A 21915-nucleotide genomic window follows, 5' to 3' on the forward strand; every position below is an offset into this window, starting at 1 on the left:
TTCACCCCTTGTTTTCCGCTGGCGGAACAGATATCAACCGACTCAGATACTCATAGGGCACGACCTCGCCCACAATTGCATTTTCGGCTTCGATCCATGCGTGGGCCCCGAAGGGCGCGCGTGTTTTGACTCCGACACACCATGTCGGCCAGCGCCCGAAGGCCCGGCATGTGAGCGCTGAGGCGATCGAGCGCACCAGGCAGCCTTCCCGGCTTGCGCAGTGCAGTGAAACCGAGATCGCGGCATCTCTCGCGGTGAGCGCTTCGCTGTAGGTTGCGGGTCTCGCGCCTCGGCGGGCGAGCTTCAAGAGCGCGTGTATGCGCTGAGGCGGTAGGCGCTTCACCACGATGGCGGCCGCGACAGCGAAACGAGCGACGAGTCTGTGTGGAATCGGCGCTGTGCCCTCCGGTCGCTCCAGGACGGCTTGGTAGGTCATTGCGCTACCAGACCTTCGGCGATCAGGTGCGCGAGGACGGCGCCGATGTCGGTCTCGACGCGTTGGGGGTCGACGTCGAACTGCGCCGAGATCTTGCCGGGCAGGTCCTCCAGGGGCTCCCCGCGCTGGATCGTCTCGATCACGAGACGCCCGGTTAGGTTCATCTCCCAGTAGGTGCCGGCGCGGCCGTCGAGAAGAACCAGTCCGTCGTTCGTTTCAGCGGTGCTTACGTGTTCAGCTATGCGCATGGCCGGCCGTCTCCATTCGTTCGGCGGGTGTGTGAGGTTGCGAGTTCAGCCACCGCTCGCAAGCGATCGTGTTGTCGAGCTGCACGAGTTCGGCGAGCTGTTCGGTGCCGATGCCCGGCCGGCCGGGCTGTTGCAGTCGTTCGATGAGGTAGTTGGTGTCGACCAGGCCGCGAGTTGCCAGCTGGGATGGAGACATCAGTGCAGCGATGTCGTCACGGTGACGGTGCAGGCCGTCGACTTTGTCGGAGTCGCCGGAGCCTTTGGTTCGGCGAGTGAGCAATGATTTTTCGACGACGTCGCGCATTGCTTCTTTGATGAGGGGTTTGAAGTCCCAGGGGCTGGCTCGTTCGAGTGGTTCGACGGCCAGGCAGGCTTCTACGACACGGTCGTCGAAGTAGGGCGACTGCATGGGCAGGCCGCGGGCTTCTCCCTGTTGGTGCAGGATGCGGGCAGTTCTGGTTCCGAACTGAATTACTGCCAGGTCCGCGTGGATTCCTCGTCGGGGAGACAACGGAGCAGCATCACGTCCGGCCCGTTTCAGGGCGGTGTAGGCGATATCGCGTGCTTCGGCGGTTGCCCAACGCGGCATGGTGGGCACCATGTCCCAGCTGAGAAGCTGGTGCGTCGGCGCTGGTTCGCTGCGGTGGATCACCGTCGCGGCCTTCCTCAGCCAGGTGGCATATGAGTCGCTACGGGCCGCCTCGATGATCATGGCCCGGCGTGTCCATCGCTCCTGAATCCTGTGCGCCCTCAAATTTCGAATCGCCGTGATCGGACGCCTGGTCAGAGCATCTCGGCAATGCACCAGGGAGGGAGTGAACAAATGGTCACCGCCGTTGCCTGTCAAGTGGACAGTGGCGGTGCCACTCAACCGGTCGAATCCGACGAACTGCCGGCCGCTGTCCAGCAGCGTGCCGGCCGGCTCGTCGGCTCGGTCCAGGGGTTCGGTCAGCCCCGCGTAGGACAGTGGCAGTTCATCGGCGGAGACGATCAGGTGGTCCATCCCGCTCAGAGTTTCGGCTGCCCGCATCGCCCAGGCCATATCGTCGTCGGCGGGATCCCGACTTGCCACCGTACGGGCGAGGAAGCGCTCACCGGCGGCGGCGACGAGGTAGCACAGGGGTGTCGAGTCCAGTCCACCGGACAGATCACAGCTCACTGTGCCATGTCCCATCCGGGCGGCAACCGCGTCCTGGAGTGCTTGTCGAAGAACTTCTGCGCCCGCTTCGAGCTTTTTGGCCGGTTCCGGCGCGTCCCACCAGCGGTGAGTGGTCGCCGACCTCCCGTTACGACGCATGCTGAGGTAGTGGCCGGGTGGCACAGCCTCGATGCCGTGCCACATCGACACAGCGTCGAGCGGGTATGGGACGTAATCCATCATCCGCAATGCCAGCTGCTCGTCGTTCAACGAGGCGTGGCAGATGGTTGCGAGGACATCGGCCCGGTTACCGGCCACGACGATGTCGCCTGTCATTCCGTAGTAGGTCCTGCGCATCCCGGACGCTGTGCCTTGGACACGGGTCCGGCGGCCGTCCCAGGCGACCACGTGGTGGCTACCGGCCATGGCGTACGCCAGCCGGTCCACCGACTGTGCTCCCGAAGCTGCCCGAGCCACCGCCTCGGCGGTTGCCGAGGTCGCGCTGTGCGCACCGATGAGCGCGACGATGCTGCTGCTGGTTTCGGCGGAGCTGAGCTCATGGTCGTCCCACACGCCTACGACAAATGGGTTCCCGGAGGGGTAGGAAATTTGTTTGATTCCGGGCGTCGATAAACGCGACGCCACGGCAAGCGAATCGATAAGGTCTGGCAAGACAATGAAGAAACCCTCGCCGTGGCGCACGTCTTATTCCTTCCGGTTAGTGACTAAATTTCAGAGAATCTGTCACGCGCCGAGCGGCAGAACGATGTTCGGCTCGAAACCGCCGCGCTTGAGGTTTCCGGTGTCCTGCAGGAAATCGCCGACCTTGATGAGGGCCGGCGTGTCGTACTTCTGCTTGCGAATCATTTTGATCCACCTTTCACGAGATTCGATGCTGTCCGGGAAATCTCCCGGATCTTTCCCCGAAGGGCAGATGTACTGTGGCACAGCAGTTTCTGAGAAATCAAGGTGTTCATTTCTTGCGGCCGTCCAGGAGTTGTCCGGATGCGTCGGCCGACGAATGACGTAGAGGTGAGCGGTATCGTCATTTCTGGAAAATTCGGCTCTCCGCACTGCCTGATCAATTCTCGGAAGCGAGCTCATCCGCTATTTTTGCCCAGTTCGCTGCGTTTTCTCGGGCGATATCGGCGACTGCTGAGCGCCAATGCGGTGGCGTTTCTGCAAGCAGCTGATCGAGTAGTTCGATCTCACGGATGGATCCCGAGAGTCTTCGCAAAACCTCACGCCCCTTCTGGGTGAATCGCAGGCCGGGGTCGTTGCGGAGCTTGACGAGAAGCTTTTCGCTTCCTGAGGGTGGGGCGGATAACCGCCCTACGGAGGGAGTCGGCCGGGGTTGCGGATCCACGGAAGCGGTATCTGCGCGAGTTTGCCCGGAGTCCCCCGATTGCTCTGCCAGGCACTGATTCCGCACGTCACGAGCAGTTCCCACCGAGATATCGGCCGCAGCCGCGAGTTGTCGTAGCGACATCTGGGGGTTCTGCTCTATCAACCGGCGCGCGGTACGCCTACGTTCGACCATTTCCGGGCGACGGATTTTCCCGTCGAGGCCTAATCGGCCACTGTGCAGCTGGAGAGCGCTCCCAGTTGAACGGCGCCGGATCGTCCCGACGGTCTTGTGGGACAACCCCGCAATCCGAGCGATCATGCGGTCCGACCAGTAGGGGTGCGAGACCAACAGCCGGGCCGCGGCAGCCTTGCGTTCACCGACCAGCAGCGCCAGACCATGCGTTACGTTCGCGTGGACAGCGAGCGCGAACGCGTCGGAGGTATTGCCATCGAAGAAGCGAACTGCGACAGAGTCGCGGCCCCGCTCGATCGCGGCTTTCAACCGATGCTCGCCATCGATGATGTGCATGGTGGGTCGATGCACGATCAGCGGCGGGAGCTGATCGTCCAGTTCGGCCAGCATTTTGATGTGGTCCGTGCTCCGGCTGCGGTCCGTGCGTGGAGACATTCCCGGCACCAGCCTCGCCACCGGCACCATTTCGACCGGCACGAGCGCCGCCCCCTCCAGCCAGTACTGCACGGCATCCCTACAGTCGTTCCCCGAGTTACCGGGCGCTGTTGAACCCATATCCCCCCCGATCCATTGCCCGACCGTGAGCATCACCCAGACCCTGGTTCGGCAGAACGGGTGACGCTGCACGTGTCAGTGTGTGGCGCGGGCCTCGACACCGCGCCCCTACGGATTCCTCTGCTCTCTCACTACACTTCGACGGCATTGACGCACAACAGGTTCCACATACGCCTGTGACAACAGTCACGCCGCCCGGTCGCCTTGCTCATCGGGTAGGAACAGTCGGTGGCGAGGCCGCCGGCCCGGCGACCGCGGGCCCGGTTCAGTCGTCGGTTTTGATCTTTTTCATGATCAGGTGGGAATCCACCCGGGCGACCGCCCGCAGGCCCATGAGCTTGCTGGTCAAGAAGGTTTCGAAGATTTCGCGGTCGGCGACCGCGACACGGACGAAGTAATCGGGGCGGCCGAAGAGACGGTGGAATTCGACGACCTCGTCATAGGAGGCGATGGCGTTCTCGAATTCCTCCACGGTCTGCAGGTCGTTGATGCTGATCTCGACCGCGACGACGACCTCGAAACCGCGGCCGGTCGCGGCCGGATCGATGCGGGCCCGGTAGCCGCTGATGATCCCCGCGTCCTCGAGCCGCTTCACTCGGCGTAGACAGGGCGGCGGGGTCAGGCCCACGCGTCTGGCCAGTTCGACATTGGTCAGGCGGCCGTCTCGTCGGAGATGAAATAAAATATCCCGATCGACCGAATCCAGCTGCATTAATATCTCGCAATCGCCGATCATAGGTATCTTCAGAAACCATATTACGCGGTTACACACATAAAATGACCAGGTGAGCAGTCCGACGCAGACCACAGCTTCCGGTATCCCCGGCTCGCCGGGTCCCACACCCACGCCGCCGGATCTGCGGGCAGCGCTGGCCGACTCCGGTTCGGTGGGCCTGGCGCTGTTCCCCCTCGGGCTGGCTCTTGGGGTGTTGGTGGTGCACTCCCAGCTGGCGTGGTGGTGGGCGCCGGTGTTCGCCGGTGTCGTCTACGCGGGGTCGCTGGAATTTCTGCTCATCGGGCTCGTCACCGCGGCCACACCCTTGGCCCAGGTGGCCTTGACCGCGTTCCTGGTCAACTTCCGCCACATTTTCTACGCGCTGTCGTTTCCGTTGCACCGGATCCGCGGCCGATGGGGCAGGGGGTATGCCACCTTCGCGCTGACCGACGAGGCCTATGCGCTGACCACCGGCGCGTCGGCGCGGGAGTGGAGCGGCCGGCGCATTCTGTGGCTGCAAGTTCTGTGTCAGGGCTATTGGGTTGCCGGCGCCACCATCGGTGCCGGTGGCGCGGCGCTGCTGCCGGTTCGACTCGACGGCCTCGACTTCGCCCTGACCGCGCTGTTCGTCGTACTCGCGGTCGACGGCTACCGCGCCGAGCGCGATATCCCGGTCCCGGTCATCGCGCTGGTCTGTGCACTGGCCGCCCGGTTTCTGTTACCGGGGCAGATGCTGCCCGTCGCCCTGGGGCTTTTCACCGCCGCCCTGCTGGTCCGTCGATCCTTCACCAGTAAAGAGCTCACTCGTGCCTGATACCGGCTACCTGATCGCTGCCGTCGCGGTGTGCACCGTGATCACCTGGTCGCTGCGCGCGCTACCTTTCGCCGCGCTGGCCCCGCTGCGGAGCAGCGCCACCGTCGGGTACCTGAGCCGGCACATGCCGGTCGGCGTCATGGTGATTCTGGCCGCGTACACCCTGCGCGACATCACCGCCGCCCAGCTGACCGCCACCGGGCCGGCCCTCGTCGCCACCTTCGCCCTCCACCTCTGGCGCCGCAATGCCGTGCTCAGCGTCCTGGCGGGCACTGCCCTGCACGTGGCACTGACAACTCTGCTCACCCACAGCTGAGATCATCCGACGCGGGCACGCCCCAGGACCGGGTTGCCGGAGAACCTCGGCCGGCCGGGCCCCACCTCGCGAAGGAATTACCGGCAAGCACGCCGACTCGTCGAGGTATGGAAACTCCACACACACGACACTCTCATCTGTGCGCCTGGACGGGGGCTGTCCCGTGACAGACGGGATCGCCGGACGCGGGGCGGGTCCTCGCGGCTAGAGATCCCGGATGACGCGGCAGGGGTTGCCGGCGGCGAAGACGCGGGACGGGATATCGCGGGTGACCACGCTGCCGGCGCCGATCACCGAGTTCTCGCCGATGGTGACTCCGGCGCAGACGATGACGCCGCCGCCCAGCCAGGTGTTGTCGCCGATGGCGATGGGCGCGGCGGATTCCCAGCCGGCCCGCCGGAGTTCGTGGTCCTCCATGGGGTGCAGCGGGGTGAGGATCTGGGCGCGGGGACCGATCGCTACATCGTTGCCGATGGTGACGGGGGCGCAGTCGAGGATCACGGTGTCGTAGTTGAGGAAGGTGTTGCTGCCGATTCTGGTCGGATAACCGTAGTCGCAGCGGAACGGCGGCATGATCACGGTGTCGGCACCGCACGCGCCCAGCAGCTTGCCGAGGATTTCCTGCCGTTCGGTCTCGGCATCGGGGTCGGTGTCGTTGTAGCGGGCGGTCAGCGCGTGACAGGCGCGGCGTTCCGCGACGAGTTCCGGGTCGTTGCCGCGATAGAGATCGCCGCGCAGCATACGTTCCTTATCGGTCGCCATGGACTCGATACTGCCGGATCGGTGCGGTGCGCGTGGCGATCTGCCGGCCGTTCGGCGGTGCCGTGCAGCGGAAGTGCTGTGTGCGGCGCGGCCCGGATCTCGGCGAAGTACCGGCGCGCGGTGTTTTGTTGTGCGCGGCGCCGCACGGTCACACGCGGCGTCCCCGCAGCGGCGCAGTGCGGGCGATCTGCTGTCGGAGTAGACGTTTTCCCAGTTCACGGACGTAAGCTAGGGGTGTCACGTCCGCTCGCCGAGGAGGACGGCAATGGTCGAGAGTCCGCGAACGATCGCCGGAACCGCGCCGGCGCTGCCCGCGGGTGCGGACGCGGAGCGCTTCGCCGGGTACGGAGTGATGGGGCAGCCGTTCGCGAGCGGCCACTACCTTGCGTTCCGGCATTTCGCCGCCAGCTCGGTGGGGCCCGGATACGAATCGGTCTGGCACCGGAACCCGGAGCGGGAATGGGTCATCTACAGCAGTGTCGCGCCGGAGACCAGTTGTGCGCGGTACTACGGTGCCGCGCTCGTGGACGCGCGGGTCGCGGATATCCCGGTGACCTGGACGGGTCCCTTCGCGTTGACGGTACAAGTGCCCGGCACGCTGGTATGGGAGATCGAGCTGGGGCGCTCGCCCGCGACGACGGCGATGACGGCGCTGGGCAGTGTGCTGCCCGCGGCCCTGTGGCGAAACCCCACGGTGCTGTCGGTCATGTCGCGGGTGGCGGGCCCGGCGCTCGGCGTGGGACAGGTGCGGTTGCGCGGTACCACCCCGAACAGGCAATGGTTCCGGCTCGAGCCGCGGATGCTGTGGACGGTCGAGCGTACGGTGGCCCGGATCGACGGCGTCGATATCGGCCCGGCCGGGCCGTTGGCCGAGCAGACGGCGCTCGGTGACTTCCGGTTACCGCAACGCGGCATGTTCGCGGTGGGTCAGGCGTATTTCGAGCAGTACGACGCTGCGCGGCACGAGACGGGTACACCGGGGGCTTGATGGCGCTGCCGGGCCGCGCGCGGCGAGATCCGTCCGGCCGGCCGTGTGAAGGAGCGCGCTGCTGCTCCTACTCGATGAAACGGCAGTGGGAGCCGACCCTCGGGTCCGCTCCCACTGCCGTTCGGGACGTGTCGTGTCAGCCCACCGGAGCCGGCTCCGAAGCCTCGGTGGGTTTCGTATCGTCTTCCTTGCGGTTGCGGCGGACGCTGGAGAGCACCGCGGCACCGATGAAGGCGATACCGATGAGACCGGTGACGAGCTCGTGGACGTGGATATCGCCGACCGTGATCAGCAGGATCAGGGCCAGTGCGCCGATGGCCCAGTGGGCGCCGTGCTCGAGGTACACGTATTCGGCCAGCGTGCCCTTGCGGACCAGGTAGACCGTGATGGACCGGACGAACATGGCGCCGATCAAGCCGAGACCCAGGGCGATGATGATCGGGTCGGCGGTGATGGCGAACGCGCCGATCACGCCGTCGAAGGAGAACGAGGCGTCCAGGACCTCGAGGTAGAGGAACAGGAAGAACCCGGCCTTACCGGTGGCCTTGGCCAGGCCCGACGGGCCGCCCACGGCTTCCTCGGCATGCTCCTCGGCATTGAACATCGAACCCAGACCGTCGACGGCGATGTAGATGATCATGCCGAGCAGGCCGGCCAGCAGCACGGTGGAGCGGTCCTCCTCGTGGGCGAGGAACTCCGCGGCCAGCACCAGGCCGATCCCGGCGACGACCACCGACATCATGTTCAGCTTGCCGGCCTTGGCCAGCGGGCGTTCCAGCCAGGACAGCCAGGTGAGCTCGCGTTCTTCGAGGATGAAGTTGAGGAACAGCATCGCCAGGAACATGCCGCCGAACGCCGCGATCTGCGGGTGAGCGTCGGTGAGCAGGGTCTCGTAGCTGGGACTACCGTCCGGGAAGAAGGCGGCGTCGTCGGCGGGCGGGTTCAGCGCGAGGTCGAAGGCCTGGACCGGGTTGAGGCCCGCGGTGATCCACACGATGGCCAGCGGGAAGACCAGCCGCATACCGAAGACGGCGATCAGGATGCCGATGGTGAGGAAGATCTTCTGCCAGAACTCACTCATCTTTTCCAAGATGGTGGCGTTGATGACGGCGTTGTCGAACGACAGCGACACCTCGAGGATGCCGAGGATGAGGCAGAGCGCCAGGGCGGTCGGGCCGCCGTAGAGGAATGCCACCCCCAGCGACAGCACCGTGACGACTAAGGATAAACCGAATATGCGCAGGACCACGCTGGGACCTTTCGTGTGCGGTGGCCGGACTGCGGTCGGTATCCCGGCCTGTACGAGAAACCTGGTCGGCGGCATCGACGACCAGACACCAGCGTTGCCGCCGACCGCCTATTTGTCCAATTTGTCCCCTGACGCCTCTGCGGGCAGAGAACGAGGGGGCCCGTCACCGGACCCCCTCACGCTACCTGGAGGTGTGGATCGTCAGACGTTCACACCGTAGTCACGCGCGATACCGGCCAGGCCGGACGCGTAACCCTGGCCGATGGCGCGGAACTTCCACTCGGCCCCGTTGCGGTACAGCTCACCGAAGACCATGGCGGTCTCGGTGGAGGCGTCCTCGGACAGGTCGTAGCGGGCCAGCTCCTCGCCGTTTGCCCGGTTCACGACGCGGATGTAGGCGTTGCGCACCTGACCGAACGACTGCGAACGGCCGTCCGCTTCGTAGATCGAGACGGGGAAGAAGATGCTCTCGATATTCGCCGGAGTGTTGGCGAGGTCGACGTTGATGACCTCGTCGTCGCCTTCGCCCTCACCGGTGGTGTTGTCACCGATGTGCTCGATGGCGCCATCGGGGGACTTGAGGTTGTTGAAGAACACGAAGTGCTGGTCGGAGACGACCTTCTTGTCGGCTCCGGTGGCGATCGCGCTGGCGTCCAGATCGAAATCGGTGCCCGTGGTGGTGCGCACATCCCAGCCCAGGCCGACGGCGACCGCAGTGAGGCCCGGAGCCGCCTTGCTCAGCGAGACGTTGCCGCCCTTGGACAAACTGACACCCATGCGGGATTCCCTTTCGTAGTCGTCTGTGATTCCCAGCATGTCGGTAACCGCCGGGTACGGAATACGACAGTAGTGGGTTTCGGTGAACTTGCGTACAAACTCGGGCAAGCCGGTCACCGGCACGCGCGGGCGGCGGGCCCGGATGGTTTGGGATCGAACGCTTTCCGAGTGCCGGCCCGCGCCGCTCCGTCGCCGTCACGGTGTTCGACGGAATGTGCGCGGAGCCGGGCCGTACGCGGTGTGGCGGCGCGCGGGTGGTGGGATCTCATACCATCGGGTCTGTGGCAGGCCGCAGGCGTGGATGGTTCCGGTCGGGGGAGGATCCGTGGTTCGAACAGGCACGGTCGGCGCTGACGACGGCGTTCCTGGATATGGACCGGCGGCAGTCGGCCGCGGAGGCGGCCACCGTGGCCGCCGAGGAGATGTTCCCGGAACGGGGCCTGGGCCGTCGCTGGGCTTCGGTCCGTGAGGACTGCTATGCCGCCGCTGCGGCATATCTGCAGCTCGCCGGTGAGCTGGACCAGGACGAACAGTCCGGGACGCGCCGGTCGGACCGGCAACAGCGGGTGGACGCGGTGGTCCGGCAGCTGGGATCCGTCGCGCAGCGGGTCGACCGCTTCTACCACGGCGACCGGGCCGCGCTCGAGGAAGCGATCGCGGTACGGCGGGCGGTTCCGGAACTGGTCGAGCGGGTCGGCGCCGATGCGGCACGGGTGCGCAGGCAGGCGGCCGACTCGGAGTACGCCGAGTATCCCTCGGTACGTGCGGGTGCCGCCGCGGTGGATGAGGCAATGCTCACACTGACCGCGGTGCCGCCGGACGAACGCGGCCGGGCCCGGGCGGCGGCGAACCGGCTCGCTTCCGTTACGGCCGATTTGTCGGAATCGCTGGCCCAGGCACCTTCTCGGACCCCGGCCGCGCACAACGCCATCTCCTCGGTCACCACCCGGCTCTCCGCGGTCCGCACCCGGGCCGAACGGATCGGACCCGCGCACTCGGCGCTGCTACGGGAGTTCAATGCTGCGAGTTCCGCGGATCTGGCCGACAATGAGCGAACCAGCGAGCGTCATATCGCCGCCGCGGCACAAGCCCTGGCCGGGGCCCGTGCCGCCGCGGCCGAGAACACCCCGGAGCAGGCCCTTGAACTGACCACCACCGCGCGCGGCCACCTCGCCGACGCCGAACAACTGGTCGACGCCGTGACCAAACGGCTGGCCGAGTTGCGGGCGGTCCGCGAAGATCCGCGCCAACGCGCCGAGGCCGTACGGTTCCGCCTCCGGGACGCCCAGATGCTGGCGGTGTCACGGGGGCTGGTCGCCGAATGGGGTTCGGTACTGGATGCTCAGGTCGAGCGCCTCGACCGGGTAGCCGCATCCCTCACCGGGCGCCACCCCGACTATTGGGCGTATGTAAACGAACTCGACACCATCACCGAATTCATTGCCGGGGTCGTCGAGCGAATGCGGAAACAACCACCACCGGGACAACGACGAGGATGAGACGGGGGCTCGATGACCGTAGGCACGGCCGTCCGGCAGGAAATTTCCCTGTACAAGCAGGTACCACGCCGACACTTCAGGTATTTGCAGGGGCCGGACGCCAGAACGCTGTTCCACCGCCAGCCAGAACCGTTCGACGACTGTGCTGATCGGGAGATACTGGCGATGGCGCTGGGCGCCACCCTATATGTGCCGGCCACCCGCGCGGATCTGACGGCGACGATCGTGCGCCGGGCCGATCGGGGAGTGTGCTCGATGGTGATCGACCTCGAGGACGCCGTCGCCGACCACGAGGTCGAGTTCGCGAAACAGCAGACCGTGCGCACTCTCGACGAACTCGCCGCCCGCCGGGGTCCGAACCCGATGCTGTTCGTCCGCGTCCGGGACGCCGATACCGTGCCCGAACTGCTCGACCGGCTGGGCGCGGGCGCGCAGGTGCTGACGGGTTTCGTATTCCCCAAGTTCGACAGCTCCTCGGCGCCGAAGTACCTCGCCGCGCTGACCGCCGCCGCGGCTCGTACGGAACGGCCGCTCTACGGGATGCCGGTACTCGAATCCGCGGCGCTGGTACACCGGCAGACCAGGGATTCCGAACTCACCCAGATCGCGGCCTGCCTGGCCGAGGTCCGGGAACGGATCCTGGCCGTGCGGATCGGCGCCACCGATATGTGCGCGACCTTCGGTATCCGCCGCGACCGTGACCTGACCATCTACGACGTGCGGGTCATCGCGGATGTGATCGCCGATATCGTGAACTACCTGGGCCGGGCCGACGATTCGGGTTTCGTGATCACCGGGCCGGTCTGGGAGTACTTCGCCGACCACGAACGGATGTTCCGGCCGCTGCTGCGCACCGCGCCGTTCGAGGAGTCCGACGCGGTACCGTTCCGCAGCTATCTGGTGAGCCGGGATCTGGACGGTCTGCTGCGCGAGATCACGCTGGATCGTGCCAACGGTATGCAGGGCAAAACCGTCATCCATCCCTCGCATGTGGCGGCCGTGCACGCGCTGTCGGTGGTCACGCACGAGGAATACTCCGATGCCCTCGACATTCTGCAGGCCGAGGTCGGTGGGGTCGCCGCGTCCGGTTACCGCAACAAGATGAACGAGATGCGGCCCCATCGCAATTGGGCGCGCAACACCCTGACCCGGGCCCGGGTCTTCGGGGTGGCCAAGAAAGGGGTGTCCTTCGTGGATCTGCTATCGGCGCTGGTCACGGTATGAGCGACGGGTCCGGCGAGTCGTATTGGGCAACCCGCGCCCTCGGTATCGAACTGCGGCACCGGGAAGCGTTCCGGCACGGGGACACCCCCGACACACTGGCGGCCGAACCGGAGATCGCCGATCTGGTGCAGCCGGGGTTGCGCAAGAATCCGCGGCGCGCACATCTGCTGGTCTCCACGGTACTCGGCAAACACCTGCCGACCGATCCCGTCCGGGTCCGGGACGCGGGTGACCGCCTCGGTGATCTGGTGCGCGCGGTACTCGGCGAACAGGACGCCGTGGTGCTCGGGTTCGCCGAGACCGCGACCGGGCTCGGGCACTGTGTGGCCACGCGGATCGACGCGGCGTGCTACCTGCATTCGACCCGTCGCGTGGTGCCGGGCGCGGTGACGCTCACCGGGTTCGAGGAGGGACATTCGCACGCGACCTCGCATCTGCTGCAGCCGATGCCCGGGGACGTTTTCACCGCGGGACTGCCGCTGGTGCTGGTGGACGACGAAATCTCCACCGGTGCGACCGCGCTGGATGCCATCGAGGCACTGCACGAGTTCGCGCCACGGACACACTATGTGCTGGCCACGCTGGTCGATATGCGCACCGACGCCGACCGCGACCGGTTCGCCGCGGCGGCCGCGGCGCTGGGCGCGCGGATCGATACCGTGTGCCTGGCGTCGGGCGCCACCGTGCTGCCCGCCGGGTTGGCGGTCACCGTCTCGGAACTGCCCGCGGCCGAACTCAATCCGGTGGCGGAGCGTCGCGGTGTGCCGGCTCGGCTGGAACTGCCCTGGCCGCGGGATGTGCCCGAGGGCGGCCGGCACGGGTTCCTGCGCGCCGATCGGGCCGGGTTCGAGCAGGCCACCGCCGTCGCGGGAAAAATGCTGCGGGACCAGCTGGTCACCGAGTATCCCGGTCGCCCGGTGATCGTGCTCGCCCACGAAGAGCTGATGTACCTGCCGCTGTGCCTGGCCGTGGGAATCGCCGAGTCCGGGGTGCCGGTGCGGTACCAGACCACCACGCGCTCCCCGGCGTACGTCCTGGACGAGCCCGGTTATCCACTGCGCCGCGGTTTCCGGTTCCCGGCTCCCGAAGCAGGCGAGGACACACCGCGCTACCTCTACAACGCGGGCTGGCCCGACGAGCCGGATGCGGACCCGGTACTGGTGTTCGTGGCCGATTCCCCTGCCGACGGTGAGCGGCTCCATGCCCCGGGCGGGCTGGTCGATGTCCTCACCGCCGCCGGTTCCGATGTGGTGGTCGCGATCATCCGGGAGGCCGATCCGCGCATGCTGGCCGCCGCGCGCTCGGGGGGTTTCGCCGGGCCCGCACCGCTGTTCGGTCCCGAATTCGGTTCCTACGACCGGGCCGATGTGGCGTGGCTGCTGAAGGATCTGTCCGGCGCCGACCTGGAGGCCGATACCGCCTCCCGTGAGCGGCGGATCCAGTCCGGAATCGCGCACTACGCCGAATCGCTGCCCATCGAATACCAGCCCGACGCCGCCTACCGGGAACTGTTCGACCGGGTACTGGCCGACAGTGCCGAGCGGCTGGCCCTGGCGGTGGGGACGGTGGCCGAACTGGTGGCCGCCGAACGTGGCACCGATATCGTGCTGGCGTCGCTGGCCCGGGCGGGTACCCCCGTCGGCATCCTGATCCGCCGCTGGCTGGCCACCGGGCACGGGCAGCGCCCCGCGCTCGATATCCCGCACTACGCGGTGTCGATCGTGCGCGATCGTGGGATCGACACCGTGGCCCTGGATTATCTGGCCCATCATCACGATCCCGCGTCCGTGGTGTTCGTGGACGGCTGGACCGGTAAGGGCGCGATCAGCCGGGAACTGACCGCGGCGCTCGACGAGTACCACGCGGCCGGTGGCGCCCGGTTCGACGACGACCTCGCCGTGCTCGCCGACCCCGGGCACTGTGTGCGCACCTACGGCACCCGTGACGATTTCCTGATCGCCTCGGCCTGCCTGAACTCCACGGTTTCCGGACTGGTCTCGCGGACGGTGCTCAACCGGGACCTCATCGGCCCGGGGGATTTCCACGGCGCCAAGTTCTACGCCGATCTGGCCGCCGAGGATGTTTCCGCGCGACTGATCGATACCGTCACCGGGGCGTTCGAGACGGTCCGGCCGCGGGTGAGCGCACAGGTCGCGGCGGTGCGTTCCGGAGATCGCGCGCCCACCTGGGCGGGCTGGGCGTCGGTGGAACGGGTGCGCGCCGAATACGGGATCGACAGTGTGAACTTCGTGAAGCCGGGCGTCGGGGAGACCACCCGGGTCCTGCTGCGCCGGGTGCCGTGGCGGGTGCTGGTCCGGGAACCGGACGCGCCCGAGCACGCCCATATCCGGCTGCTGGCACAGGCCCGGGCGGTGCCGGTGGAGGTCGTACCGGACCTGGCGTATTCGTGTATGGGATTGATCAAGGATGTGCAGCGGTAGATGTCGTCTCCGAAATCACTGCTGGTCGCCACGGATCTGGATCGCACGATGATCTACTCCGCCGCGGCCGCCGGTACCGCCGCCGCGGCGACAGTATGTGTGGAGCATCTCGACGGCTCTCCGCTGTCGTACATGACCGCGGCCGCCACCGACCGGCTGCGGGAACTCGCTGCCGCGGCGGTGGTCCTACCCACCACCACCCGGACCATCGAGCAGTTCGGCCGGATCCGGCTGCCCGGGGCGCCGTGGCCCTATGCCGTCACCAGCAACGGTGGAAACATCCTGGTCGACGGGGTACCGGATGCGCGGTGGCGTCGGGGGATCGACGCGGCGGTCCGGGCCGGCGGAGCCGGTCTCGCCGAGGTCGAGACCGCGCTGCGGGCCCGGATCGACGACTCGTGGGTGCTCAAGTTCCGCGAGGCCGACGGCCTGTTCTGCTATCTGGTGGTGGACCTCGCCGCGGCTCCCCCGGATTTCCTCACCGGCTGGGACGCCTGGTGCCGGGAGCGTGGCTGGACGGCGTCGCGGCAGGGCCGCAAGATCTACACGATGCCGACGGCGGTGTGCAAGAGCCGGGCGGTGGCCGAGGTCCGGGCCCGGCTCGTCGAGTCCGGCGCGTTGGACGCGACGACGCAGACGCTGGCCGCCGGCGACGGCGCGCTGGACGCCGAAATGCTCGCCGCGGCCGATCACGCCATCCGCCCCCGGCACGGTGAGCTCGAAGAACTCGGCTGGACCCGGCCGGGGCTGACCGTCACCGCCGCCAGCGGAATCGAGGCGGGGGAAGAAATTCTCGGCTGGTTCGCCGCCGCGCTCACGGGTCCGGTGACCGCCGGGACGGCGGGTTAGAGCATGCGCCGCCGGGCCCGCGCCTCGGCGCGCGAACGCCGCAACGAGATCCGCGACCACACGGCATCCTGCAGCGCCAGTGTCGCCCAGCCCGCGATCGCCATCCCGGCCAGGTTCACCACCAGCTGCAACGCGCTACCCCAGATGGCCGAACCGGCGCCGAAGGCCAGTCCGAGCGCGATATTGCCCGCGGCCGGAACAGTGGTCACCGAGATGAACACTCCCACCAGCGCACCCGACTTGGCGGAGGTCAGCGACAGCACCCCGGCCGCTGCCGCGATCAGCGCGACGATGAACGACCATTTGTCGGGTGTGTAGATGAACGAGGTCTCCGGCCGGTCCCCGGTGACGACATCGACGGTTATCCAGCCGAACAACCGGCCGACCAGGACGAGTGCGAACGTGATCGCGATGGCGGCGCCGAAACCCATGGCCAGCGTGGCCACGGCGCGACCGAACAGCGCGGCACGGCGCCGGACCAGCGCCACACCCAGCGCGGCGATGGCGCCGAATTCCGGCCCGAGCACCATCGCACCGATCACCAGGATCTGTGAATCGACCACGATCGCGATACTGGCGAGTGCCGTCGCCAGCGTCATGAAACTCACATAGGTCCAGTTGAGTTCGGTCTCCTCGTAGGAGCGCTGGGTGACATCGGCCCAGACGACCGAATCGGCGCTGTAGCCGGGAGTGCGTAGCTCGGCGAGATACCCGGACAGCGACATCCAGGTGGATATCTGCTCCACTTCGATACTGCCGCGATGGTGCAGGCCGATCGCGCGCAGGCGATCGAGGACATCGTTGGCGGCTTCGCGGGCCAGGTCCGCGAACACCACATCACCTTTCGGCCGTAGCGAGCTTCCGCGTAGGACCGCCAGTCCGCTGACCGAGTCGTCGGACTCCAGGATCGCCACCACATCGTCGGTCAATTCGGCCGGTGACATCATCCGCACATGCAGCATGCGGCAAGTTTGCCCGGCCGGCGCAGCAGTCCGCAGCCGGACGTGCCCGGTTGCGGGCGTCCGGTCAGTACCCTTGCTGCTGGCCGGCGAGCTGCTGGGCGATGACCCCCTGTAGCCGCTGCAGGCCGGGGACGGTGATCCCGCTCTGCAGCTGCCCCTCGATGGTGCGGATGAGGGCGGCGTCGCCGAGGACCTTCTCGCTCGACTGGATGAGAACGGTTCCCGCGCCGGTGAAATCGAACTGGCGCTCCTCACCGGAGGTCACCCCGAACGCGGCCGCCCCGGCCGCCAGATAACCCGACACCCACCGCTGATCGTAATGATGGCTGGGAGACGGGCAATCCGCCCAGCCCACCAGCGATTCCGGGTCCACCCGCAGCGGCGGCTCGGCGAAGATCACCGGGCCGTTCGAGGAAGCCAGGAACTTCCCGGTGCCGATCAGCGTCAGGAAACCGGGCACGATCGATTGATTCAGCGACAGCCCGGGCTCGAAGGCCAGCAGGTTCGCCGCGCGGATGGTGAGGTTGCCGTCGTCGAGATCGTAGGAGTTGATGTCGTAGCCGCGGTCACCGATGAGCAGTTTTCCCTGACCCTCGGCGACCACGTAGTCGCCGGTGAACAGCGGGGCCGAGAACTGGTTCGCCACCATGTGCAGGAGCTGGCCCTGCAGGCCTTGGGTGAGCGCCTGGAACCGCATCTGCCCGTAGTAGGCGATCATCGCGCCCTTGCGCATGAACCACGGCTTGTTCAGGTCGATGCAGTACGCGTAGCTGTTGCCGGGGACGTTGTCGCTTTCCCCGAGGTTCATCGGGTTGAGGATCTCGCTCACAGTTTCTCCTCCGATGCCTGCACGTACACCAGACCTTGGCCCGCGCACTGCAGTTGCATGGCCTCGCCTGCTCCGCGTCCCACGGCGTCACGCCAGCTCACCGCGGCCTTCAGATCGGTGTGTACGTTCCCGTAGGAGGCGATGAACGCCTGCGGATCGACCACCACCGGATTCGGCCCGCCGACCTGTAGTTCGAGAAAACCACCGTGGGCCAGCAGGACGGCGCTGCCCTGCCCCGACAACTGGGTGGTGAACATGCCCTGACCGGTGAGCGCACCCGACGCGGCACCGCGCAGGGCGCCCATCAGGCCCCCGCCGCCCCCGCCGCCGGAGCTCGCCACCGACACCACCGAGGTCTGCAGACCGGCGGTGTAGGCGAGCAGCCGGGACGCCTCCACCTGCAGTACCGCACCCGGCTGTACGTGGACCACCTGCACTTCCAGACCGGCGAAACCGTAATGGACGCTGCCGCTGCCCTGCGCGAGCATGGTGCGCTGATGCTCGCCGGCCATCATCCGCCCGGCCATCCGGACCAGTCCGCCGCCGCCCATACCGGCGCCACCCGGTATCTCGTGTGGTGCGAAAGAGACATCGCCGGTGTAGAAGAGCATGCCGCCGGCCCGGGCGACCACGCCGCCCGCGGTGGCGATATCGACGGCGACGACCTTGGAATTGATCTTCTCGAACATGACCTACCGTTCCGCCGGTTGGATCGAGACCACGCCCTGCCCGTCCCAGCGCAGCGAGAACGCCTCGCCACCACCCTGTCCCATCGCCGCACGCCAGGAGACATCGGTGACGAAGGACTGGTTGAGGTTGCCGCGGGCGGCGACGAATGCGTCGGGGTCCACCACCAGCGGGAACTGCGGCGAGACCTCCAGGTGGATGAGCGGGCCGCCCGCCGACAGCAGGGCGACCTGCCCCTGACCGCTGACCGTGGTGGTGAACAGCCCCTGACCACTGGACGCCCCGCGCACACCGGCGAATCGCACATCGGTGCGCAGGTTCCCGGCGAAGGCCAGCAACTGCTGCGATTCGACCTGCAGGGTCTCGTTGTTCAGGTTCACCACCGAGACGTACTGGCCGTTGACCGCCAGGAAGACCCGGCCCTGGCCACCGCATTCCATCAGCGAGAGCTTCTCGCCGGTGGCGCGGCGCTTCATCCCGGCCAGCACTCCGTCCCCGCCACCGAACCCGGCCGATTTGAACTGCACGGCGCCCTCGTAGGCGACCATCGAGCCGGAGATGGCGCGGATACTGGTGTTCGCCAGGTGTACCTCGATCACCTTCTTCGACTGTTCGAAGAGTTGTGCCATGCAGAGTCGCCTGTTCTCGCCGCCCCGGAGCCCGGCCCGCCGCCGGTGCTCATCCGTCGCCGTCACCTTAATCGCCGCAGGTCTACCGAGTCCATGCCCGGTCCCATAACTTTCGTCCGCGCCGGATGGTCGGCCTCGGTGGCCGGGGTCGCGAGGGCGCCGGCCCGCGCGCCGCGGGCGACGCCGGAGAATACCGCTCCGGGTGTTAACGGAGGTCGTGGTTGCCCACTATCTCGTACAGTGGCATCCATACGCACCGACAAGCGAAGGGTCTGACTTGTCCGCAACACTCGCCAAGGGCCAGAACGGTCCACTGGCCACGAACGACGTGGTGGTCTCCATCCAGTTGGCGGCTCCGGCCGATCTGTCCGCCCTATTGGTCACCGAGCAGGGCAAAGTTCGGTCCGACGCGGATTTCGTCTTCTACAACCAGCCCAGCGGTCCGGGGGTGAACCTGCGGCCGGGCCCGGCCGGGCAGCCCGCTTCGCTGGCGGTGAACCTCGGTGCGGTTCCCGCCGATATCGCGCAGGTCCGCGCGGTCATCACGCTCGACGACCCGAACAGCAATTTCGGGCAGTTCGCGCCCCCGGTCGCCTACGTATCGGATCAGTCCGGCGCGCAGCTGTTCGAGTACCGGATCGACGGACTGGCCACCGAATCCATCGTGATCGCGCTCGAGCTCTACCGCCGCCAGGGCGCGTGGAAGGTGCGGGCGGTCGGGCAGGGTTACGCGGGTGGTTTCGCCGCGCTGGTCACCGATCATGGTGTCACAGTGGACGATTCCCCGGCCGAAACGCAGGCCGCGGCCCCCGCCGCCGCGCCGCCTCCGCCCGTGCAACAGACCGCGCCGGTACCGCCGCCCACCCAGCAGGCCTATCCCACCCAGCAGCAGCCGCCGGCTCCGCCCTACCCGCCGCAGGGTGGCGGTTACCCGCCGCAGGGTGGCGGTTATCCGCCGCCGCCCGGGCCCGGTTACCCACAGCAGCAGCCCGCTCCCGCGGCGCCCACCCAGCAGCATCCCGGCGAGATCAGTCTGAGCAAGACCGGCCCGGTCAGCCTGCAGAAGGGGCAGCGGGTCAGCCTCCGCAAAGAGGATGGCGCGGCGCTCACCTTCGTCAAGATGGGCCTGGGCTGGGATCCGGTGCAGCAGCGCGGCCTCTTCGGGAGCCGGACCGTGGATATCGACCTCGACGCCTCGGTGGTGATGTTCGCCGATATGAACCCGGTGGATGTCGCCTACTACGGACAGCTGACCTCCAAGGACGGTTCTGTCCGGCACCAGGGCGACAACCTCACCGGTGAGGGCGCGGGCGACGACGAGATGATCCTGGTCGACCTCACCCGGCTTCCTGCCCACGTCAACAGCCTGATCTTCGTCGTGACCTCGTACAAGGGGCATACGTTCGGCCAAGTGCAGAACGCCTTCTGCCGGTTGATCGACGGTGCCAACAACGCGGAGCTGGCCCGCTACTCGCTCACCGGCGGCACGCCGACCACCGCCATGGCGATGGCGAAGCTGTTCCGGGCGGGCAACGACTGGAAGATGCAGGCCATCGGTGAGGGATTCAACGCCAAACATCCCGGTGAGGCGATTCCCCAGCTGGGCCGGTTCCTGGCGGTATGAACGGCGTCGGGGGACAGGCGATGAAGCAGTTGCAGGCGGGGCAGAACATCCCGCTGGCCGGCGGGGTCACCCGCTTCCGGGTGAACGCGGCTGTGCCGCTGACGGTTTCGGCGCTGGTGGTGGCCGCGGACCTGCGGGTCGGTTCGGCGGCCGATGTGCTGGTGTCCGACCGTCCGTCCGGCCCCGGGGTCCGGGTCGAGGAGGCGGCGGTCGTCGTCACGCCGGCCGAAGTCCGCGCGGATGCTCAGGCGGTACTGCTGGTGGCCGCCGCGCAGAGCGGGCTCGGCGTGGTGACCGCATCGCTGTCGGAGAACGATGCCGCGGTGGCCGAGTTCGTGATCGCTCCGCAGGCCGGGGAAACGGCCCTGATCTGCTTCGAACTGTACCGGCGCGGTGCGGGCTGGAAGCTGCGCGCGGTAGGTCAGGGGTACGCGGGCGGTATCGGTGAACTGCTCCGGGCACACGGCGCCGACGGTTTCGCCGCCGCCGCACCCGCCGCGGCGGCGGCCGCGCCCACTGTGCTCGACGCGACGGTGGCCGCCCCCACCGCAGCGACCGCTGTGCCGGGTGCGCAGGCCGAGATCCCGCCCCTGGAGGTCGGGCACGGGCTGGAACGCCTGTGGATGATCTTCGAGGACGCCGCCCGTTCGGCCGCCGCCCTGGAATCGGCGCGGGGTTTCGCGGCCGAACGCCTGGATCAGGAACTGTCGGCCGCGGTCTCCGATCCGGCCACCCGCAACACCCCCGCCGCCGACGCCGCGCGAGCGGCCGCGCAGCGGCGGCACGACGAACTCACGGCGACCGCCGAACACAATCACCGGCGCGACAGCACCCAGTTACTGCGCGAACTGCACGAGGCGGACGCGGTGCTGCCCGCGGCGCTGGCCTCGTGGAAATCCCCCGCCTGGGACCGCCCGGCCGCCCCGGCGGACGGTATCCGGCTCGGTGAGCTCTACGCGCTCGACCGGGGCGCGCTGCGAATCCCCTACTGTGTGCCGGTCCCGCTGAATCGCCCGCTGTGGGTGGACACCGAATCTTCGGCGGCCGTCGCGCCGGTGATCGGCGCCCTGCTCGCCCGGTTGATGCGGGCCGCGCCGGGACGCCGGACCCTGGTCGACATCATCGATCTCACCGGCGCGTTCACCGGTTTCACCGGGATGCTGGCACCGGTGCTGGCGGGCCCGCCGATCACCGATCACTCCGATATCTCCCCGCGGTTACAGCAGCTCGTGGACGCCGCCGAACTGGCGGAGATGGCCTACAACTCCGGGCAGGCGATACCGCCGGCCGAGCATCGCATCCTACTGGCGGCGGATTTCCCGCACGGATACCAGGCCGCGGACGCGCAGCGGCTGGTGGCGTTGCTGGCCCGCGGGGATCTGATCGGCCTGTCGATCATCATCGTCGGCGCGAACGAGTCCGAGTCGGGGGACAGCGCGGTGGCCACGCTGTCGCGTGCCTGCCGCCATCTGCCGACCGTCACCGGCACCCCGCTCTTCGATCCGTGGACCGGTAACGCCTGGCAGCTGGACCTGGACCTGCTACCGCACGAACCCGAACAGCGGGCGCGCATTCTGCGGGCCGAGTCCGGGTCGGGCGATTCGAGCGCCGGAGGCATGTGAGAGGTTGCGGC

At 67.6% G+C, this 21915-nt stretch carries 22 protein-coding genes; 9 read left to right on the plus strand and 13 right to left on the minus strand.

Annotation, left to right across the window (positions count from 1 at the left end):
* Window position 1: 1 nt before the first annotated feature.
* The 6 genes from NF4_RS39940 to NF4_RS03435 all read right to left on the minus strand — a co-directional run bounded on the left by NF4_RS39940 (window position 2) and on the right by NF4_RS03435 (window position 4653).
* On the minus strand, window positions 2–436 hold the full coding sequence (locus NF4_RS39940; protein WP_084532829.1) for a lasso peptide biosynthesis B2 protein: 435 nt from the start codon (window positions 434–436) through the stop codon (window positions 2–4).
* A complete protein-coding gene (locus NF4_RS03420) occupies window positions 433–684 on the minus strand; it encodes a lasso peptide biosynthesis PqqD family chaperone (RefSeq protein WP_063125841.1) in 252 nt (83 codons plus the stop codon). The genes NF4_RS39940 and NF4_RS03420 overlap by 4 nt, the downstream gene beginning before the upstream one ends.
* Window positions 671–2524: an asparagine synthase-related protein gene (locus NF4_RS03425; RefSeq protein WP_157119943.1), complete on the minus strand. Its 1854-nt coding sequence runs from the start codon at window positions 2522–2524 to the stop codon at window positions 671–673. The genes NF4_RS03420 and NF4_RS03425 overlap by 14 nt, the downstream gene beginning before the upstream one ends.
* Window positions 2525–2566: 42 nt before the next feature.
* Window positions 2567–2926: a keywimysin-related RiPP gene (locus NF4_RS37460; RefSeq protein WP_157119944.1), complete on the minus strand. Its 360-nt coding sequence runs from the start codon at window positions 2924–2926 to the stop codon at window positions 2567–2569.
* Window positions 2904–3869, minus strand: coding sequence for a ParB/RepB/Spo0J family partition protein (locus NF4_RS03430; protein ID WP_198165202.1), 966 nt, complete (start codon window positions 3867–3869; stop codon window positions 2904–2906). The genes NF4_RS37460 and NF4_RS03430 overlap by 23 nt, the downstream gene beginning before the upstream one ends.
* A gap of 313 nt (window positions 3870–4182) precedes the next feature.
* Complete coding sequence (locus NF4_RS03435; RefSeq protein WP_232330295.1) at window positions 4183–4653, minus strand: Lrp/AsnC family transcriptional regulator; 471 nt, start codon at window positions 4651–4653, stop codon at window positions 4183–4185.
* A 49-nt stretch (window positions 4654–4702) separates the two neighbouring features.
* On the opposite strand from NF4_RS03435, the gene NF4_RS03440 reads away from it, so the two are divergent.
* Together NF4_RS03440 and NF4_RS03445 are read left to right on the plus strand one after the other, a co-directional pair.
* Entirely contained in the window at window positions 4703–5446 is a 744-nt protein-coding gene (locus NF4_RS03440) for an AzlC family ABC transporter permease (RefSeq protein ID WP_232330296.1), read from the plus strand.
* Entirely contained in the window at window positions 5439–5762 is a 324-nt protein-coding gene (locus tag NF4_RS03445) for a branched-chain amino acid transporter permease (protein ID WP_063125845.1), read from the plus strand. Before NF4_RS03440 ends, NF4_RS03445 begins: the two co-directional genes overlap by 8 nt.
* 204 nt (window positions 5763–5966) lie before the next feature.
* Here the strand turns inward: NF4_RS03445 and NF4_RS03450 are convergent, their stop codons facing one another.
* Complete coding sequence (locus NF4_RS03450; protein WP_063125846.1) at window positions 5967–6524, minus strand: sugar O-acetyltransferase; 558 nt, start codon at window positions 6522–6524, stop codon at window positions 5967–5969.
* Window positions 6525–6789: 265 nt separating this feature from the next.
* On the opposite strand from NF4_RS03450, the gene NF4_RS03455 reads away from it, so the two are divergent.
* A complete protein-coding gene (locus tag NF4_RS03455; RefSeq protein ID WP_063125847.1) occupies window positions 6790–7512 on the plus strand; it encodes a hypothetical protein in 723 nt (240 codons plus the stop codon).
* A gap of 136 nt (window positions 7513–7648) precedes the next feature.
* On the opposite strand, the gene NF4_RS03460 is transcribed toward NF4_RS03455, so the two are convergent.
* Window positions 7649–8761, minus strand: a complete 1113-nt coding sequence (locus NF4_RS03460; RefSeq protein WP_063125848.1) for a DUF475 domain-containing protein — start codon at window positions 8759–8761, stop codon at window positions 7649–7651.
* Window positions 8762–8962: 201 nt separating this feature from the next.
* Window positions 8963–9538, minus strand: coding sequence for a TerD family protein (locus NF4_RS03465; RefSeq protein WP_063125891.1), 576 nt, complete (start codon window positions 9536–9538; stop codon window positions 8963–8965).
* 281 nt (window positions 9539–9819) lie between these two features.
* Between NF4_RS03465 and NF4_RS03470 the strand changes: the two genes are divergently transcribed.
* From NF4_RS03470 to NF4_RS03485, 4 genes are read left to right on the plus strand one after another with little or no spacing between them, the layout of a single operon-like run.
* Window positions 9820–11037: a hypothetical protein gene (locus NF4_RS03470; protein WP_063125849.1), complete on the plus strand. Its 1218-nt coding sequence runs from the start codon at window positions 9820–9822 to the stop codon at window positions 11035–11037.
* 12 nt (window positions 11038–11049) lie between these two features.
* Complete coding sequence (locus NF4_RS03475) at window positions 11050–12261, plus strand: HpcH/HpaI aldolase/citrate lyase family protein (RefSeq protein ID WP_063125850.1); 1212 nt, start codon at window positions 11050–11052, stop codon at window positions 12259–12261.
* Window positions 12258–14702 (plus strand): phosphoribosyltransferase, encoded by a 2445-nt coding sequence (locus NF4_RS03480; protein WP_084532830.1) that lies wholly within the window; start codon window positions 12258–12260, stop codon window positions 14700–14702. The genes NF4_RS03475 and NF4_RS03480 overlap by 4 nt, the downstream gene beginning before the upstream one ends.
* On the plus strand, window positions 14703–15551 hold the full coding sequence (locus NF4_RS03485) for a hypothetical protein (RefSeq protein ID WP_063125851.1): 849 nt from the start codon (window positions 14703–14705) through the stop codon (window positions 15549–15551). It abuts the gene before it with no gap.
* Here the strand turns inward: NF4_RS03485 and NF4_RS03490 are convergent.
* From NF4_RS03490 to NF4_RS03505, 4 genes are all read right to left on the minus strand, one after another.
* A complete protein-coding gene (locus NF4_RS03490; protein ID WP_063125852.1) occupies window positions 15548–16513 on the minus strand; it encodes a DUF389 domain-containing protein in 966 nt (321 codons plus the stop codon). The two genes, NF4_RS03485 and NF4_RS03490, sit on opposite strands and share 4 nt — an antisense overlap.
* Window positions 16514–16577: 64 nt before the next feature.
* The gene (locus NF4_RS03495; protein WP_063125853.1) at window positions 16578–17342 is read right to left on the minus strand and encodes an AIM24 family protein; all 765 of its coding nucleotides are present in this window, start codon (window positions 17340–17342) and stop codon (window positions 16578–16580) included.
* A complete protein-coding gene (locus NF4_RS03500) occupies window positions 17339–18031 on the minus strand; it encodes an AIM24 family protein (RefSeq protein ID WP_063125854.1) in 693 nt (230 codons plus the stop codon). Before NF4_RS03500 ends, NF4_RS03495 begins: the two co-directional genes overlap by 4 nt.
* Window positions 18032–18034: 3 nt before the next feature.
* The gene (locus tag NF4_RS03505; protein ID WP_030524556.1) at window positions 18035–18658 is read right to left on the minus strand and encodes an AIM24 family protein; all 624 of its coding nucleotides are present in this window, start codon (window positions 18656–18658) and stop codon (window positions 18035–18037) included.
* Between the two features lie 277 nt (window positions 18659–18935).
* Here NF4_RS03505 and NF4_RS03510 point away from each other — a divergent pair, with 277 nt between their 5' ends.
* Complete coding sequence (locus tag NF4_RS03510) at window positions 18936–20282, plus strand: TerD family protein (RefSeq protein WP_063125855.1); 1347 nt, start codon at window positions 18936–18938, stop codon at window positions 20280–20282.
* A 20-nt stretch (window positions 20283–20302) separates the two neighbouring features.
* Window positions 20303–21904 carry a TerD family protein gene (locus NF4_RS03515; RefSeq protein WP_063125893.1) on the plus strand — a complete coding sequence of 534 codons (1602 nt, stop codon included), beginning with the start codon at window positions 20303–20305 and terminating at the stop codon, window positions 21902–21904.
* Window positions 21905–21915: the final 11 nt, after the last annotated feature.

The sequence above is a fragment of the Nocardia fusca NBRC 14340 genome (assembly GCF_001618425.1).
In the GTDB taxonomy this organism is placed as follows: Bacteria; Actinomycetota; Actinomycetes; order Mycobacteriales; family Mycobacteriaceae; genus Nocardia; species Nocardia fusca.